Below are 16,731 nucleotides of genomic sequence, written 5' to 3' on the forward strand. Positions count from 1 at the left end.
CCCATGTTAGGTAGAATGGTTTTTTAGTCGTTAATTCCAAATTGTGGGTGCATGAAAGCTTCATTTTTATTATCTGCTTCTTTTTTTAGCAACTCTTGATTCTCTTCTGAAATCCACCCAATATCATTTGTAGGATGGATCCATTCATCACCAGCCATAATGGCAGGATCTACTTCATCGCTCCAATTGTTAAGCGGACTGTTCTCGGAATTATATTTACTGTCTCCAATTACAACTTCATATTGATTTATAAAAGGTTGTTGCATCTTTTTACCTGTGTCTTTAAAAGATGGAAAGTTCATTTGATGCGGGAGCGTTTCGTCTAAAATTGGTGACTGAATTTTATCTTTCTTCTTCAAAATAATTGCTCCTTTTTATAATGATTTCTTCATACGTAGTATTTCCATCTAACGGCTCTTATGTACTTGTTAACACTTGCCAGTAATAATTCTTTTATGTTGCTTCAAACTAGAGTAGAAAGTGAATTCTTGAGAGCAGGTGAATGTATTGGTAAAAAGAAAAGTGAAACAAAATGCGGCAATCAACAATAATAAAACTCCGAAAAAAAGCTTACCAGATGCAGAATTTGCATTAGAGTATGAAGGAGAAAATAGCGCGAAGTATGCAAATCGTAATTCAAAAAAGGGTAAACAAAAATGAGGCGTTTTTTACAAACGCCTCATTTTTTTGTGGGATTATAAAGGTTTTTTTAATTATTTGTAAATTTAGTGTTCATTATTAGCAGAAAAATGCGAAAAAACATAGAAGTAGCAACGTATTACACAAAAACAAACAACAAACAAAAGATTAATGTTGGTTTAATACTGCTTTTACACTAGTTGTTTATATTTGAGTTGTACATAAGATTTGTAAAAGGAGAGAGAGACAGTGAAAAAAACAATCTTTAAAGCTGTAGCAACTGGAATGGTATTTTCGTTATTAATGGGGTGTGGTGCAAAGAAAGAAGAAAGTGCTGGAGCAAAAGTAAAAGATGATAAACTATCTGGATCATTAACTGTTTACACAGCGATTGAAGAAGAACTTGTACCAATTTATCTTGATTCTTTTAAAAAGAAATATCCAGATGTGAAGTTGAACATTGTTCGTGATTCAACTGGAGTTATTACAGCGAAATTGCTAGCTGAAGGAAAGAATACACAAGCAGATGTTGTATGGGGAACTGCTGCATCAAGTCTATTAGCTTTAGATAAAAAAGATATGTTAAAAGGATACTCTCCAAAAGGAGCGGATCGTGTTCTTCCGCAATTTAAAGATGATAAGCAACCAGAAAAATGGGTAGGAAATACTGCATTTATGACGGGGATTGCTATAAATAAAGAAGAATTAAAGAAGAAAAATTTACCGATGCCAGAATCATACGAAGACTTAACGAAACCAGAATATAAAGGAACACTTGTTATGCCACATCCGGCTTCTTCAGGAACAGGGTTTTTAACAGTTTCCGCATGGCTACAAATTATGGGTGAAGATAAAGGCTGGGATTACATGAAGAAACTTCATGATAATATGGCAAGTTATACGCATTCAGGATCAAAACCAGCGAAATTAGCAGGAGCAGGTGAATATCCAGTTGGTGTATCAATGGTTTATAGTGCTTTGAAAGAGAAACAAAAAGGTGCACCGGTTGAAGTTGTACTGCCGAAAGAAGGATTAGGCTGGGAAGTAGAAGCAAACGCACTTATTAAAAAAGAAAACGCGAAAAATGAAAAATTAGCGCAAGCATTTTTAGATTGGGCAATTACTGATGATGTAATGAAATTATACTTTGAAAAAAATGGATTTGCGACAATTAAAAATGATTATAAACTTCCAGATGGATTCCCTAAAGATGTGACGGAAAAGTTATACAAAAAGAATGACTTTAAGTGGGCAGCAGAAAATCGCGACAAAATTTTAGAAAAATGGGAAAAAGAGTTTGGCCAAAAAGCAGAACCGAAAAAGTAAGTGAGTGGGAGAGAGAAAAAATGAGCGAATATTTATCAATTCAACACATTCAAAAACAGTTTGATGCATTTACAGCGTTAAAAGACATTTCTTTTACTGTGAAAAAAAATGAGTTTGTATGTTTATTAGGCCCAAGTGGCTGTGGAAAAACAACATTGCTTCGAATTTTAGCAGGGTTAGAAGAAGCAACAACAGGTAGTATAGCTGTGAATGGAAAAGATATTACAGCATTACCTCCTGGAAAGAGGAATTTCGGAATGGTGTTTCAATCATATGCATTGTTTCCTAATTTAACAGCACTTGAAAACATTGAATATGGCTTAAAGACAAAAAAATATGGAAAAGCAGAAGTAAAAGAGAAAGCGCTCGATGCGTTAGAACTTGTAGATTTGCTGAATGTAAAAGATAAATATCCTGCTCAAATGTCTGGCGGACAACAGCAGCGAGTAGCACTTGCACGTGCGCTCGCTCTGTCTCCGGATATTTTGTTACTCGATGAGCCGTTATCTGCTTTAGATGCAAAAGTACGTGAAAAGTTACGTAGAGAAATGCGTGATTTGCAAGAAAAAGTAGGAGTAACAACTATTATGGTCACGCATGATCAAGAAGAGGCATTAACGATGGCTGATAAAATTGTTGTAATGAATCATGCGGAAATTATGCAGATTGGCACACCAGAGGAGATTTATCAAAGACCAGCCAATCCGTTTGTGGCAGATTTTATTGGTTCTATTAATTTCTTTTCGACAAATAACGAAGAACATGCAATTCGTCCTGAACATGTAACAGTTGTACAAAATAATGGTATGAAAACAATTGTAGAGAGCATGGAGTTTCGGGGATCTGTATACCGGACAGAAGTGCGAGTTATAGAGGAGAAAACACATCTATATAATGAGAAAATTGTTGTAGATATATTGGCATCAGAAGTAGAAAAATCAGCTATTAGGAAAGGAAAGCCGATTCAAATCTCTTTCTCAGAAAATCATATGTTGTCATATGGAAAGAAGGTTGTTGTATAGATGGAGATATTAGAAGATTTAAAGGTAGAAAATACGAAAAAAAAGATTAAGAGACGTATCGGTAAAGAAGAGTGGATACAAAGACTATTAGTTATTGGTATGATTCTTGCCTTTTTGATTATGCTTGTATTGCCGCTATTACAACTGTTTACACAAGCTTTTTATGATAAAGATGGAGCTTTCATTGGTGTTGCGAATTTCAGTAAATATTTCACAACACCAACGCTAGTTCAATCATTACAAAATACGGTATGGATTTCGGGCGCGACAACAATTATTGCAGTGACACTCGCTTTCGCTTACGCCTATGCGATTGCTCGTACGAATGTGTTTGGGAAGCGTGTATTTCAATATGTCGCGTTGTTACCATTATTCGCACCAACGATGATGCACGGTATCGCACTGACATATTTATTTGGTAATCAAGGGTTAGTAACGAAAGGAATGTTTGGTTTGTTTGAAGGTATACAAATCCCTTTATATGGACCAGTAGGAATTGTAATGGCTGAAGTCATGTATACATTTCCGCAAGCCTTTCTTATATTATTAATTGCATTTCAAGGCTCTGATTATCGATTATATGAAGCTTCTAATATGTTGGGAGCGAGTAAAACAAAGCAATTTTTCACTGTTACTTTACCTAGTGTAAAGTACGGATTAATTAGTGCGATGTTTGTTGTGTTTACACTGAGTTTCACTGATTTTGGTGCACCAAAAATTGTTGGTGGGCAATATAATGTACTCGCTACTGACGTATACAAACAAGTAATTGGACAACAAAATATGCCGATGGGTGCAACTGTCGGAATGATTTTATTAATCCCAGCTATATTTGCGTTTGCAGTTGATCGTATTACGCAAAGAAAGCAGGCTAATTTCTTATCTTCCAAAGCAGTACCTTACAGAATAATAAATAATAAGAAACGAGATGTTATTTCATTTGTATATTGTAGCGTAATAACACTTATGATCATTCTATTATTTGTGGCAGTTGGTATTGCTGCAAGTGTGAAAGTATGGCCGTATAATATGAGCTTTACATTTGAGCATTTTAATTTTTCTAGTTTAACAGGAGATGGACTTGAAGCGTTTAAAAATAGCGTAATTGTTTCAGCAATTACAGCGGTTATTGGGGCCGTCTTAACATTTATGTTCGCATATGCGATTGAGAAAATAAATCAGCTACAATTTTTACGAAAAGCAGGTTACTTTTTCTCTATCGTCCCTTTAGCAATACCAGGTTTAGTACTTGGATTGGGATACGTCTTTTTCTTTAGTCAACCAACAATCCAAATACTTGGACTATCAGTAACGAATCCGTTTCATTCTTTATACGGAACAATCGCTGTGTTAGTACTAGTCAATATCATTCATTTTTATTCTGTAACATTCGTTACGGCAACGACTGCTTTAAAGAAATTAGACCGAGAGTTTGAGCTTGTTTCGCAGTCGATGGGCATTCCGTTTTATAAAACATTCTTTAGAGTAACAGTACCAATGTGTTTACCAGCCATTCTAGAAATGGTGATGTACTACTTCGTAAATTCAATGGTAACTGTGTCAGCAGTTGTATTCTTATACGCAGCTGATTTTAAACTAGCTGCCGTATCAATCGTAAATATGGATGATGCAGGAAATGTAGCGCCAGCAGCTGCAATGAGTGTACTTATTGTTGTTACAAATATTGTAGTAAGAGTTGTATATGAATGGGGAACGAAAGCACTTCGTAACCGAACGTCACAATGGCAAAAAAGATAAGTGAGAAAGGTGATGGATAGAATGAAAATTGAAGCGGTTATTTTTGATTGGGCAGGTACGACAGTTGATTACGGATGTTTTGCACCACTGGAAGTGTTTATGGAGATTTTCCATAAACGCGGTGTTGCAATTACAGCGGAAGAAGCTCGTAAGCCAATGGGGTTATTGAAGATTGATCATGTAAGGGCACTTACAGAGATGCCTCGTATTGCGAGTGAGTGGAATCGTGTTTTTGGACAATTACCAACAGAAGCAGACATTCAGGAGATGTATGAAGAATTTGAAGAGATTCTCTTCGCTATTTTACCGCGCTATGCGTCGCCAATCCATGGAGTAAAAGAAGTGATTGCTTCTTTACGTGAAAGAGGAATTAAAATTGGTTCAACGACTGGTTATACGAGAGAAATGATGGACATTGTAGCAAAAGAAGCAGCGCTACAAGGATATAAACCTGATTTTCTTGTAACGCCAGATGATGTTCCAGCGGGTCGTCCGTATCCGTGGATGTGCTATAAAAATGCGATGGAACTTGGTGTATATCCGATGAATCATATGATAAAAGTTGGAGACACGGTATCAGATATGAAAGAGGGAAGAAATGCTGGTATGTGGACAGTTGGTGTAATTCTTGGCAGTAGCGAACTCGGTTTAACTGAAGAGGAAGTGGAGAATATGGATCCAGCAGAACTTCGTGAAAAAGTAGAAGTAGTTCGCAATCGTTTCGTTGAAAATGGGGCGCACTTTACGATTGAAACGATGCAGGAACTTGAAACCGTAATGGAACATATCGAGAAACAAGAACTTATTATTTCATAAAAGGGGAATAGAATCATGACTGAAAATCACTACTTATTATTAACGCCAGGACCATTAACGACAACAAAAACTGTAAAAGAAGTTATGTTATACGATTGGTGTACGTGGGATGTTGAATATAACACGATGGTACAAGAAGTAAGGGCTAAACTTGTATCGTTAGCGACGAAGGAAGAAGCGAAATATACAACTGTTCTAATGCAAGGAAGCGGTACGTTTTCAGTTGAAGCAGTGATTGGTTCTGTCATTCCAAAAAACGGAAAGCTTCTTGTTTGTACAAATGGTGCGTACGGTAAGCGAATTGTACAAATAGCGAAGATGTTACATATAAATGTGGTGGTCAGTCAAACAGAAGAGTGGGAACCTACTAATATTATAGAGATAGAAAAGATATTGCAAGAAGACAAAGAGATTACGCATGTTGCAGTTGTTCATTGTGAAACAACAACAGGCATTATAAATCCAATTGTAGATGTATGTAAATTAGGAAAGCAGTACGGAAAGGTTACAATTGTTGATGCAATGAGTAGTTTCGGCGGGATTGAAATAGACATTGCTGATTTGCAAATTGATTTTTTAGTTAGTAGTGCGAATAAGTGCATTCAAGGTGTTCCGGGATTCGGATTTGTTATTGCAAAGCGTGCTGAATTACTGAAGTGTAAGGGGCAAGCTCGCTCTTTATCTCTTGATTTATATGATCAGTGGGAAACGATGGAAAATCAAAATGGAAAATGGCGTTTTACATCACCTACACATGTTGTACACGCTTTTTATCAAGCATTGCTTGAATTAGAAAAAGAGGGCGGAGTAAGCGCACGTTACAATCGATATTACAACAATCAAAAACTACTAGTGTATAGAATGGGAGAAATCGGATTCAAACCACTCGTAGATGAAAAATATCAATCTCCCATTATTACATCTTTCATTTATCCGGAAGGGAACTTCGAGTTTCAACAGTTATATAATGAGTTAAAACGCTATGGATTTGTTATTTACCCTGGGAAAATTTCGAAAGTAGATACGTTCCGCATTGGAAATATTGGTGATGTACATGAGGAAGACATAAATCGCTTAGTTGATAGTATCACTAAAGGAGTTGTTATAGGTTGAAAGTATTTTGCTTAGGTGGAGCAGGTAAAATTTGTCGTGAAGCCATTTTAGATTTAGTGCAATTTTCATCTTTTGAGACGATTACAGTAGCTGATTTTAATGAGGAAGAGGGCCTTAAAGTAGTAGAATGGCTCAACGATCCTCGCGTAGATTTTGTTAAAGTAGATGTAATGAATCACGAGGATACGGTTGCAAAGATGAAAGGCTATGACATTGTAATGGACGGTACGACGATAAAGCTAAATGGATTGTCTACTCGATGTATTGCAGAAGCAGGTTGTCACGGTGTGAATTTAAATGGATTTGGTGAAGAAAATGATTCGCATTCTATATTTGTTAAAAATGGAAAAACGTGTTTACCTGGTTTTGGTATGACGCCAGGTGTAACGCAAATGATGGCGATGCATGCAGCAAATCAGCTAGATACTGTAGAGTCAGTTCGTGTAAGTCACGGTTCATATCGTCCAATTGCTTTTTCTGCATCCATTACAGAGACAACGACATATGAATATGATCCACATTTGCCATCGCGTACAGTGTATGAAGATAGTGAGTTTAAGCAAGTACCTCCGTTTGCGCGTCCGAGAGAAATTGAATTGCCTGCGCCTTACGGTAAAACAACGCAGTATATCATTCCGCATTCTGAAACAATGACGTTAGCAAAAGCGCTAGAAAATAAAGGCGTCAAGCTGATAGAGACGAGAGGAACTTGGCCAAAGCAAAATATGCAGCTCGTACGTGTTTTATATGATTATGGTATATTGCGTAATGATCAAATTGAAATAAATGGGAAAGACATTGGGATTATGGATTGTATTTCGAAGTACCTATTGCAATCGAAAGAAGGACAAGAAACAGAGGTTTACGGTTATGCACTTCATGTAGAAGTAATAGGTATGAAAAATAATGAGAAACAAGGGCACATATTATATCATACACACCCGTTATCTGATGGATCTGTTGTAGGATGGGGAAAATTAAGAGCGTATACGAGAAACGTCGGTATTCCATTTGGGATTGCTACAGAGTTAATCGCAAAAGGGAATGTAAATAAAGTTGGTGTTGTGACGCCAGAGGAAGCTTTTGTAAATCCACAAATTATTTTTGATGAACTAAAAAAGCGTGGCATTCATATTCATGAAGAAGTTTTCACTTACAAAGAAAGTTATAACTTTGTATAAGTAAAGCAGTGTATGAGGTAGAAATCAATGGGGTGAGGTTATGTCTGTAGTAGGTGAAGAAAGAAAGCGAACCATTCTTGAGAAGGTAGAGTTTAAAGGGAAAGTAAAAGTTTCAGAATTAGCGAGAGAGTTTGCTGTCTCAACAGAGACGATTCGTCGTTATTTAGAAGAATTGGATCGTGAAAAGAAGTTGAAGAAAGTGTATGGTGGAGCAGTCCAACTTCCGGGAGCTGGAATAGAGGCACCAATGTTAGAACGAGAGATGCTGCATATAGAAGAGAAGAAGAGAATTGGGTATAAAGCAGCAACGTTTGTGGAAGATGGAGATGTGATTGCAATTGATGACGGAAGTACACCACTTCAAATGGTACCATATCTTGTTCATCGAAAAAATTTAACGATTGTAACAAGTTCATTTCCAGTAGCCACACAATTAATTTCTTCTATTAATAAAAAAATGTTTCACGGTGAAGTTTTATTTATTGGTGGGAAAGTATCTCCAAAGCATTCACGCGTATCAGGATCTATTTCCCAGCAAGTAATACAGCAATTCCATTTTCATAAAGCATTCGTTTCGATTGATGGATTATTGCCTAGTTTTGGAGTTTCTAGTTTTGAATTAGAAAAGGCAAAACTGTCAGAAGCGATGATGAAATTAGCGGAAAAAACATATATTCTATGTGATCATACAAAGATAGGCGTAAAAGGGAATTATCGAATAGCAGCATTTTCTCGTATTCAGCATGTTATTTGTGATAAAAAAATGCCCTATAGTTTTGAAGAGGAAATTAAAAAGCATAATATTCAATGGACAATTTGCTAAATAAATTGAACTCCCACCTGATTTTTAGGTGGGAGTTTTACTGCCTGCAAAGAGCGGAATAAAAGATTTGTATTTATGCAAAAAGTGGACACATTTTCTCGTCTCTTTCATATAATTTACCAATACAAAAAAAGTTGGTCGAAGGAAAGAAGGGGGAACATGTCAGAACGAATATATAATAAACTTGTATTGTACGCGAATATTTTGCAGAAAATCGGTGTAATTAACGAGAAGGAAAAAAGTGGAATTCTTCATACGATAGGTAAAAAATCCCTTTGAATAAAGGGTTTTTTATTTTTTATCTTTGAAAATATAAATCTAATGTAATATTCCCATTGACAATGATAATGATATTCATTATCATTTAATTGTAGGTAATTGATAAGTGTTATCAATTATAAAAAACTATATATGATAGGGGATATTATTTTGAAAAAAAACTATATGAAGGCGTTAGTAGTAGCAACGACATTAGCCATTCCATTTGCTGCTTATTCTACTCCAGCATTGGCAGCAATAAAAATTGAAGCAAACCAATCAGTAGCAGCAGCGAGTGATCGTATGTATGATACTGAGATTAAAATATATAAGGATCAAAAAGATGAGCCATCAATGGTTTCTCAATATATAAAAGATCCTAAAGTAACAATTGCAGCCGGGAAAAAAATTGTTACTGTAACAATGCAAGATAGTGATTATTTTCAATATCTTAGAATAGAAGATAGAAACCAACCAGGTGTATTTCATGATGTGAAAGTTTTGTCAGAAGATAAGAGGAAGAATGGAACGAAAGTAGTTCAATTTGAAATTGGCGAGTTTGAGAAGAAGCATAATATGCAAATGCACATACTTATTCCGGCTATTGGATATGATCACAAATATCAAGTTCAATTTGAAATTAAAGATCCAACTATAGGTGACAAAGAAACAGAGAAACCAGATGATAACTCCAATTCAGGCAATACAGAAACGGATAATCCAGTTGATAATCAAAATATGATAACAGATAACAAATTAAGAGAACTTGTTAATAAAAAAGTATTTAATAGAAAAGATTTAAATACACCAATTACGAAAGAAGAGTTATTACAAGTAAAGAACTTGTTTTTAAATACGAATGAGATTCTTGATTATAGTGCATTAAAATATATGCCAAATTTAAAATCTTTAACAGTTGCGAATGCGAAGATAACAGATCCGTCGTTCTTTGCGAACTTAAAGCAATTAAATCATTTAGCTTTGCGTGGTAATGAATTTTCAGATGTAACGCCACTTGTTAAGATGGATAATTTAGAATCTCTAGATTTAAGTAATAATAAAATTACAAACGTTGCACCGTTAGTTGAAATGAAAAATGTAAAAAGTTTATATCTATCAGGCAACCAAATAGAAGATGTAACAGCATTAGCGAAAATGGAACAACTAGATTACTTGAATTTAGCAAATAATAAAATTACGAATGTTGCTCCATTAAGCGCGTTAAAAAATGTAACTTACTTGACTTTAGCTGGTAATCAAATTGAAGATATTAAACCGTTATATTCATTACCTTTAAAAGACTTAGTATTAACACGTAATAAAGTTAAAGATTTATCGGGCATTGATCAAATGAATCAATTAAGTAAGTTATTTATCGGGAAAAATCAAATTGAAGATGTGACACCACTTGCTAAAATGACTCAACTTACAGAATTAGATTTACCTAACAATGAATTAAAAGATATTATGCCATTATCCAGTCTAGTAAACTTACAAAAGCTTGATTTAGAAGCAAATTATATTTCAGACTTATCGTCAGTTAGTAAGTTGAATAAGTTAGTATATTTAAGTTTTGTTGCAAATGAGATCCGCGATGTTAGACCAGTAATAGAACTAAGTAAGAAAGCTTATATCAATGTTCAAAATCAAAAAGTATTTTTAGGGGAAACAGAAGTAAATAAAGAAGTAAAAGTACCTATATACGAAAAAGATGGTAACATCTCTACAAAAATTCGTTTGAAGAGCGAAGGTGGTACGTATAGTAATGATGCAGTTAAGTGGAGTACATCAGGTGAGAAAATATACGAATTTGGTGTGAAAGATCCATTTGCTGATACAGGAATCTTCTTCACAGGATCTGTAATTCAAAATGTGGTAGAAAGCAAAGGGGATAACACTTCTAAAGAAGATGAAAAAGTAGAAGTAGTAGAATTTAAAGATGTACCAAAAGGACATTGGTCAGAAGAAGCAATTAACCATTTAGCGAAAGAAAATATTTTCAAAGGATATGGAAATGGACAATTTGGATTTGGGGATAATATTACTCGTGGACAAGTTGCGTCTTTAGTACAAAGGTACTTGAAATTAGAAAATAAAGTAGAGCAGAAAGAGAGATTTACAGATACGAAAGGGCATATGTTTGAGCAAGATATTGCTACAGTTGCGCAAGCTGGAATTATGCAAGGAGATGGTACTGGGGAATTTCGTCCAGATGGAGTATTAACTCGATACGAAATGTCTGTCGTATTATATAAAGTATTTCAGTTAAAAGAAGCTGGAAATAATAAAGTGAACTTTAAAGATGTACCAACTGGTCACTGGGCAGAAGAATATGTGACATCTTTAGCGGATAATAATATATCTAAAGGTGATGGAAAAGGAAACTTTTTAGGTGATGATTTCGTAACACGTGAACAATATGCACAGTTTTTATATAACGCAATAACGAAATAAAAGATGAGAAAATACGTTATTCTTTAATGTAAAAAGAATAACGTATTTTTTATGTATAAAATGAAATAGGCAATCGACAGGTGTATGGACATATGAATGGCCCATTTTAAAGAAGAGCTGTGAAACTATATTGACAAAAAAGCGTTCTCATGTGATAATTCAATTAAATTTTTAGAATAATCAAAAAATACTCCTTTTACATAGAAAGGATTTGAACATTATATAAATATTACGCCGGGGGTGACGAAATGTTATTTTTTCTAAAGAAATGGAATGAATTGAAAGATGTGAAATCTGAATTAGCACTTCGTGATTGGTTTTATGGTACAAAAATTAGTTTATCACTCTGTACGTCAAAAGAGCCGTTAACTTTTTTAGTAAACGTTGAGGGAAGAGATAAAGGGCTATTTTCAGAAGAAGATTTTATTGTTGTAAATTGTATGTGTGAGCCAGTATTTGAAAATGAAGAAAAACCAGCTGCGGAATCATTTATGCATGCGGATATTTATAAAAAAAGTAGTGCAGAATGTATTTTACAAGTGCAGACTGTAGATAGTCATTTAATATCAGAGTTATACGGAGAAGAAGGGGAAGTAACATTCGATAAACGTAGCGTGGAACGTGTTTTTGGAAAAGAAGGTATAACAGAAATGACAATTCCCATTGTAGAAGATGAGAAAAAATTCGCTGATTTATTAGAAAATGATGTGCCGAATTTTATTGAAGGTGGAGGAGTAGTTCTCGTTCATAATTATGGCATGATCGTGTGGGGGAAAACTCCAGAAGAAGCGAAAAAATGGCTAGAGGGTATAGAATATTTAATGAATTACCATGTGAAATTGTTAATGATAAAAGGTGCGAAGAGCTCTGTAATATAAAATGTTTGTGGTGTCGTTCGTTACAAGTCAATAAATAAATGAAAGCGTTTTAAAAATGATTTTACTCATAAAATATAGGTTTCCTTATTATATATAGATTACATGTTGACATGTAAGGAGGAACATATTTTGCGAGTTAAATATCATTTTCTGCCAAAACAGCAAGTAACATTTTGCAAAATGAAAGATTCAGGTAAAGAGGCTTTGCAAATTATGAATGAAACGGGATTTCGAGCAATCCCTGTAGTAGCAGAAGATGAAAAGAAATTCATGGGGATAATTTATAAAGTAGATCTTTTAGAAAAGAAGTGTGATGGTGGATTAGAGAAATTAAGTACGGAACATATGCTGGAAGATTCCGCTGCATTTATTTTTGAAAAGGATTCTTTTTTTAGAGCATTTTATGTTATTCGTCGCCTTCCATTTTTAGCTGTGTTAAATGATTATAATGAATTTGTCGGTATCTTAACGCATTCTAATATATTTGATGTTATTGAAGATTCATTCGGTATGCGGACGGGTGGTTATATATTAACGATTGCAACACAAGATTGTAAGGGAACGATTAAGGAACTTGGGACATTGTTGAAAGCATTTAATATCGGTGGATTATTTACGTTAGATAACGGCGATCAATATATTCGCCGTGTTATCGTAAATATAACAGATGAGTTAAATGAAAAAAAATTAAAGCAATTAATCGAAAAAATAGAGAAAAAAGGATTCAGGGTGAGTCATGTAGATTATATTTAAGGTGAAAAGGAAAAGGGACCAATTTGCTATATGCAGATTGGTCCTTTTTTAGTTTGAGTAATGAATCTTATTTTGAAACAGGAGGTGGAGATAATGCTAAATCAGATAAAAAAATAAAGTCTGCATGTGCGCGAATTTTAGGAATAGAAGTTTCTATTACACGTGATGTAATTTCACCTGGAGGCCCAACATGTCCGATAGCTACCATAATCGGTTTTTCTTGAAGTTTTTTTATGAGTAATTGGGCTTGTTTTGAAATATGTGCGGCTGTATACACATCATCAAAAAATAATTGATTTTCAATAATAGGCACTCCTAATTCTTTCCCGATTTTCGGGACGACACTCTTAGGATTTGTTTTGCTATCTAAATAAAATAAACCGTGTTTTTTACAAGCTGCAAGTATAAGTCGTACAATTCTTTCGTCCGCAGTCACTTTTGATCCCATATGATTGTTCATCCCAATTGCATGCGGTACTTCTTGAATTGCTTGTTCGAGTCGGTTATTTATTTCTTCATTGCTTAAATCAGTTGTAATTGCTTTTGGTCCAAGCCATTCTTTTTTACCTTTAATAGGTTCCATTGGCATATGTATAATAACTTCGTGCCCTTTCTTGTGAGCCGCTATCGCATCTTCCTTTGTGGAAGGAAGAAAAGGCATAACGGCAACAGTCAGTGGAATAGGAAGTGATAACATCTTATCAGTTCCCTTCATATTATTGCCGAAGTCATCAATGACAATAGCTACTTTGTTTGTATGTGCCTTTGCTTGAACAGGAAACAAGAAAGATGGTAAGAACATAGCAAGCATAAGAAATGCAATTGTATATTTGCGCATATAAATATTTCCTTTCTATTTTATCCTACTATTTGCGGGCAGTGAGGAGTGAACGCCCTCAATGATTAAATTTTCACTTTATCAATCATCATTATGTTTTGCGTTTTTATATAAATTAAACAAAAAATGTCGAAGAAAAGTATATGGAAAATAGAGAATCCGCTATTTAATAGGTGTTTATAAAAAAAGAAGATGAAAAAAATGTCTATTATTGCGAATGTATTTACAAAGATAGAATAATTTGTAATAATTCTCAAAGTGAGGGTAAAGATTTGTAAATTACAGGGAGAAAATGTTTAATTTTCTGATTCTTCAAATTCAAATATGATTAAGTAGTTACAAGGTCGATGGAGAAGTGAAGTTGAGAGCATGGAAGTATAATAAGGGGGATATGAATGTTTACTGTAAAAAGGAAGTACACATTAGAAAAGCTTTCACGTGATATTCATATGAAACGTGAAGAGATGATTCAATTAGGTTTAACGAGTGGGTTAAATAGTATGGAGACAATTCAAGTTAGTCAAGAATTGGACAAGCTTATTTTACAGTACCAGTGTTATAAAGAGAAACAAACACCAAGATGGTTATCGATTATAAAGGTACCTATTTTTCAAATTGGGTATGAAGGGAAATCGAGTAATTTTTGGCGAATGCTTGTGGCTGGTTTTATGAAATAAGTATAATTACCCTTTTGGGATAAGGATAATTATACTGAGTGTAACGGAATTTCGATATGAACTGTTGTTCCTTCGTTTTCTATACTGTCAATAAAAATATGCCCATTGTACATCTCTACAATTCGTTTACATATAACAAGTCCAAGACCTGTTCCAGTATCTTTATTAGTAAAGAACGGATGAAAGAGGTGTTTTTGAATATGTTTTGGAATCCCTTTTCCAGTATCTATAATTTGCAATTGTGCGTGCGTTTCATTGTTTGTTACGACAATGGTGAGTGTGTCACCAGAAGTCATGGCTTCAATTGCATTTTTTGTAATGTTTAAAACCACTTGTTTCATATGGTCTTTTGAGCAACGGATATGAACATGATGGTCTGGCAAATGTAAATGGAATACAATGTTATGTAGATTCGCCTCAGATTGAATAATTAACGTTACCTCATTTAGAATGGTTCTCACATCATAAGTTTGTTCAATGATAGCAGTTGGCTTTCCGAGAATAAGAAATTCGCTTACAATTTCATTAATCCGTTCTATTTCTTGTTCGATGATGGAAAAATAGAACTGATCTTGTTCATCTTTATATTTCTCTTTTAATAGAGCGACGAGCCCTTTAATTCCGGTAAGAGGATTACGGATTTCGTGGGCTGTACTAGCTGCAAAAGTTCCAACCAATTCAATTTTTTGTAGTTCATTTTGTTGTCTTTCCAGTTTTGTTTGCCGTTTTAACAACATATATTGAGCGAGTAAAAATAAAATTGACATTAAAAATAAAGTAGCTATACATTCTACGGAAACCCACTGGTATAAAGTTTTTTGATGAATAGGTAACGGAGAAACAGAGACCTTCCAATCTAATCTTTGAAGTGGAGTAGTAAGCATATTTGAATGAGCAGCACTTGTTTCGTTATTATCATCGGTTAGAAAAACGACATCATATTTATCGGTTACTTCAAAATGGTATTGCGGCTTAATGGCATTTAAAGATGATGAAATGTAGTCAAAGCGTAAACTTGCTAACAATAAGCCTGAGAACTCTTTCTGTTTATTGAAAATGGGAGAAGCAATCATAATAGCTTGATGTCCAAGAACACGATCTGTAATGACGGATGATACAGTTGTTTTCTTAGTTTGTAATGCGTTTTGAATATATTTACGATCTGAGACATCAACAGGTGGTCGGTCGCCTTCCGATGCGATTGTAATGACGCCTTCTGGTGTAGCGTAATATAGACCAGAAAAACGTGCATCGTTTCCATCTGTATCATGTACAATTTCTTTAATTCCATTTATATTTCCAGTCTCGGTTCCTACGACCTTTGCGAGCATTTCTAATGCGGAAATTGCTTCACCAAGGTGATGATCTAAATAGTCTCTATATAAAAAGAGAACGGTGTGAGCAGATAGTTTGTTTTCCTGTTTCATTTTATACGAATGATACGAATAAAATGTAGCACCAATCCCTATTGTTGGTAGGATGACAAGCAATATATATAAAACTATGCTGTGGAATTTGACTTTCAAATTTCGTACTCCTTCTTTTTTATTATCATTATATATAAACTATGTTAAAATTGTCATGTTTTTATTCAAGAATCATGCATAATATGTTTGGGGAGAGGTAATGAATGAGTGAATGCTCATTCGGGAATTACATGAAGTACTAAGCTGTTTTTTCTTTTTATTACTGAGAATTTAAGTGAAGGGTTGAAAGTTGTATGACATCAAATAATGAACGAGAAGATATTTCTCAATCTTTAAAAGTATTTATTGCATTATCTCGTGTACATCGTTCTGTTATGGATACTACAAATAAGTCTATACAAAGTAACGGGTTAAATCCAACTGAATTTGCTGTATTAGAACTGCTATATCATAAAGGTGGTCAACCACTTCAGCAAATTGGTGAGCGTATTTTAATAGCTAGTGGCAGCATTACATATGTTGTAGATAAGCTAGAGAAAAAGGGACTAGTAAAGAGAATTCCGTGCCCGAATGACAGACGTGTTATTTATGCACAACTAACTGAGTCGGGAGAGAACTTTATTGCTTCTATTTTTCCAGGGCATGAGCAAGTTATACATCAGTCTTTTGAAATGTTAACGAAAGAGGAAAAGGATGAATTACTTGATCTATTAAAAAAGATTGGAAAGTATGAAAAATAATAGTATGTTCCAAAGGAGCTTTGGATAA

At 34.5% G+C, this 16,731-nt stretch carries 16 protein-coding genes; 13 read left to right on the forward strand and 3 right to left on the reverse strand.

Translation table 11 applies throughout. The features are described from left to right. Positions 1 to 23: 23 nt before the first annotated feature. A complete protein-coding gene (locus ACQVV1_RS12085; RefSeq protein WP_431168911.1) occupies positions 24 to 359 on the reverse strand; it encodes a DUF3905 domain-containing protein in 336 nt (111 codons plus the stop codon). Between the two features lie 148 nt (positions 360 to 507). On the opposite strand from ACQVV1_RS12085, the gene ACQVV1_RS12090 reads away from it, so the two are divergent. The 11 genes from ACQVV1_RS12090 (at position 508) to cbpA (ending at position 13,021) form a co-directional block, all read left to right on the forward strand. After that, positions 508 to 660 (forward strand): hypothetical protein, encoded by a 153-nt coding sequence (locus ACQVV1_RS12090; RefSeq protein ID WP_180235527.1) that lies wholly within the window; start codon positions 508 to 510, stop codon positions 658 to 660. Positions 661 to 888: 228 nt separating this feature from the next. Beyond that, positions 889 to 1,965, forward strand: a complete 1,077-nt coding sequence (locus ACQVV1_RS12095; protein WP_063224512.1) for a putative 2-aminoethylphosphonate ABC transporter substrate-binding protein — start codon at positions 889 to 891, stop codon at positions 1,963 to 1,965. Positions 1,966 to 1,985: 20 nt separating this feature from the next. Then, positions 1,986 to 2,987, forward strand: a complete 1,002-nt coding sequence (locus ACQVV1_RS12100; protein WP_242251057.1) for a putative 2-aminoethylphosphonate ABC transporter ATP-binding protein — start codon at positions 1,986 to 1,988, stop codon at positions 2,985 to 2,987. Then, positions 2,988 to 4,745, forward strand: a complete 1,758-nt coding sequence (locus tag ACQVV1_RS12105; RefSeq protein WP_199677667.1) for a putative 2-aminoethylphosphonate ABC transporter permease subunit — start codon at positions 2,988 to 2,990, stop codon at positions 4,743 to 4,745. It begins immediately after the preceding gene. A 21-nt stretch (positions 4,746 to 4,766) separates the two neighbouring features. After that, positions 4,767 to 5,561 carry a phosphonoacetaldehyde hydrolase gene (gene phnX / locus ACQVV1_RS12110; RefSeq protein ID WP_063224509.1) on the forward strand — a complete coding sequence of 265 codons (795 nt, stop codon included), beginning with the start codon at positions 4,767 to 4,769 and terminating at the stop codon, positions 5,559 to 5,561. Positions 5,562 to 5,576: 15 nt separating this feature from the next. Then, a complete protein-coding gene (gene phnW, locus ACQVV1_RS12115; protein WP_242251061.1) occupies positions 5,577 to 6,674 on the forward strand; it encodes a 2-aminoethylphosphonate--pyruvate transaminase in 1,098 nt (365 codons plus the stop codon). Then, positions 6,671 to 7,855 carry a saccharopine dehydrogenase family protein gene (locus tag ACQVV1_RS12120; protein WP_431168912.1) on the forward strand — a complete coding sequence of 395 codons (1,185 nt, stop codon included), beginning with the start codon at positions 6,671 to 6,673 and terminating at the stop codon, positions 7,853 to 7,855. The genes phnW and ACQVV1_RS12120 overlap by 4 nt, the downstream gene beginning before the upstream one ends. A gap of 40 nt (positions 7,856 to 7,895) precedes the next feature. Then, positions 7,896 to 8,678 carry a DeoR/GlpR family DNA-binding transcription regulator gene (locus tag ACQVV1_RS12125; RefSeq protein WP_063224506.1) on the forward strand — a complete coding sequence of 261 codons (783 nt, stop codon included), beginning with the start codon at positions 7,896 to 7,898 and terminating at the stop codon, positions 8,676 to 8,678. A gap of 429 nt (positions 8,679 to 9,107) precedes the next feature. Then, complete coding sequence (locus tag ACQVV1_RS12130; protein ID WP_431168913.1) at positions 9,108 to 11,390, forward strand: NEAT domain-containing leucine-rich repeat protein; 2,283 nt, start codon at positions 9,108 to 9,110, stop codon at positions 11,388 to 11,390. 248 nt (positions 11,391 to 11,638) lie between these two features. Continuing rightward, positions 11,639 to 12,268: a class II aldolase/adducin family protein gene (locus ACQVV1_RS12135; RefSeq protein ID WP_063224504.1), complete on the forward strand. Its 630-nt coding sequence runs from the start codon at positions 11,639 to 11,641 to the stop codon at positions 12,266 to 12,268. A 129-nt stretch (positions 12,269 to 12,397) separates the two neighbouring features. Continuing rightward, the gene (gene cbpA, locus ACQVV1_RS12140; RefSeq protein WP_242251069.1) at positions 12,398 to 13,021 is read left to right on the forward strand and encodes a cyclic di-AMP binding protein CbpA; all 624 of its coding nucleotides are present in this window, start codon (positions 12,398 to 12,400) and stop codon (positions 13,019 to 13,021) included. Between the two features lie 67 nt (positions 13,022 to 13,088). Here cbpA and ACQVV1_RS12145 read toward each other — a convergent pair whose 3' ends face one another. After that, positions 13,089 to 13,859, reverse strand: a complete 771-nt coding sequence (locus ACQVV1_RS12145; protein WP_309259873.1) for a divergent polysaccharide deacetylase family protein — start codon at positions 13,857 to 13,859, stop codon at positions 13,089 to 13,091. A gap of 395 nt (positions 13,860 to 14,254) precedes the next feature. Here ACQVV1_RS12145 and ACQVV1_RS12150 point away from each other — a divergent pair, with 395 nt between their 5' ends. Further along, positions 14,255 to 14,536 (forward strand): aspartyl-phosphate phosphatase Spo0E family protein, encoded by a 282-nt coding sequence (locus ACQVV1_RS12150; protein ID WP_063224501.1) that lies wholly within the window; start codon positions 14,255 to 14,257, stop codon positions 14,534 to 14,536. 29 nt (positions 14,537 to 14,565) lie between these two features. Here the strand turns inward: ACQVV1_RS12150 and ACQVV1_RS12155 are convergent, their stop codons facing one another. Continuing rightward, entirely contained in the window at positions 14,566 to 16,062 is a 1,497-nt protein-coding gene (locus ACQVV1_RS12155; RefSeq protein ID WP_431168914.1) for a DUF3149 domain-containing protein, read from the reverse strand. Between the two features lie 194 nt (positions 16,063 to 16,256). Between ACQVV1_RS12155 and ACQVV1_RS12160 the strand changes: the two genes are divergently transcribed. Further along, entirely contained in the window at positions 16,257 to 16,703 is a 447-nt protein-coding gene (locus tag ACQVV1_RS12160; RefSeq protein ID WP_000203340.1) for a MarR family winged helix-turn-helix transcriptional regulator, read from the forward strand. Positions 16,704 to 16,731 lie beyond the last annotated feature (28 nt).

It is taken from the genome of Bacillus basilensis (assembly GCF_050630465.1).
Taxonomy (GTDB): Bacteria; Bacillota; Bacilli; order Bacillales; family Bacillaceae_G; genus Bacillus_A; species Bacillus_A basilensis.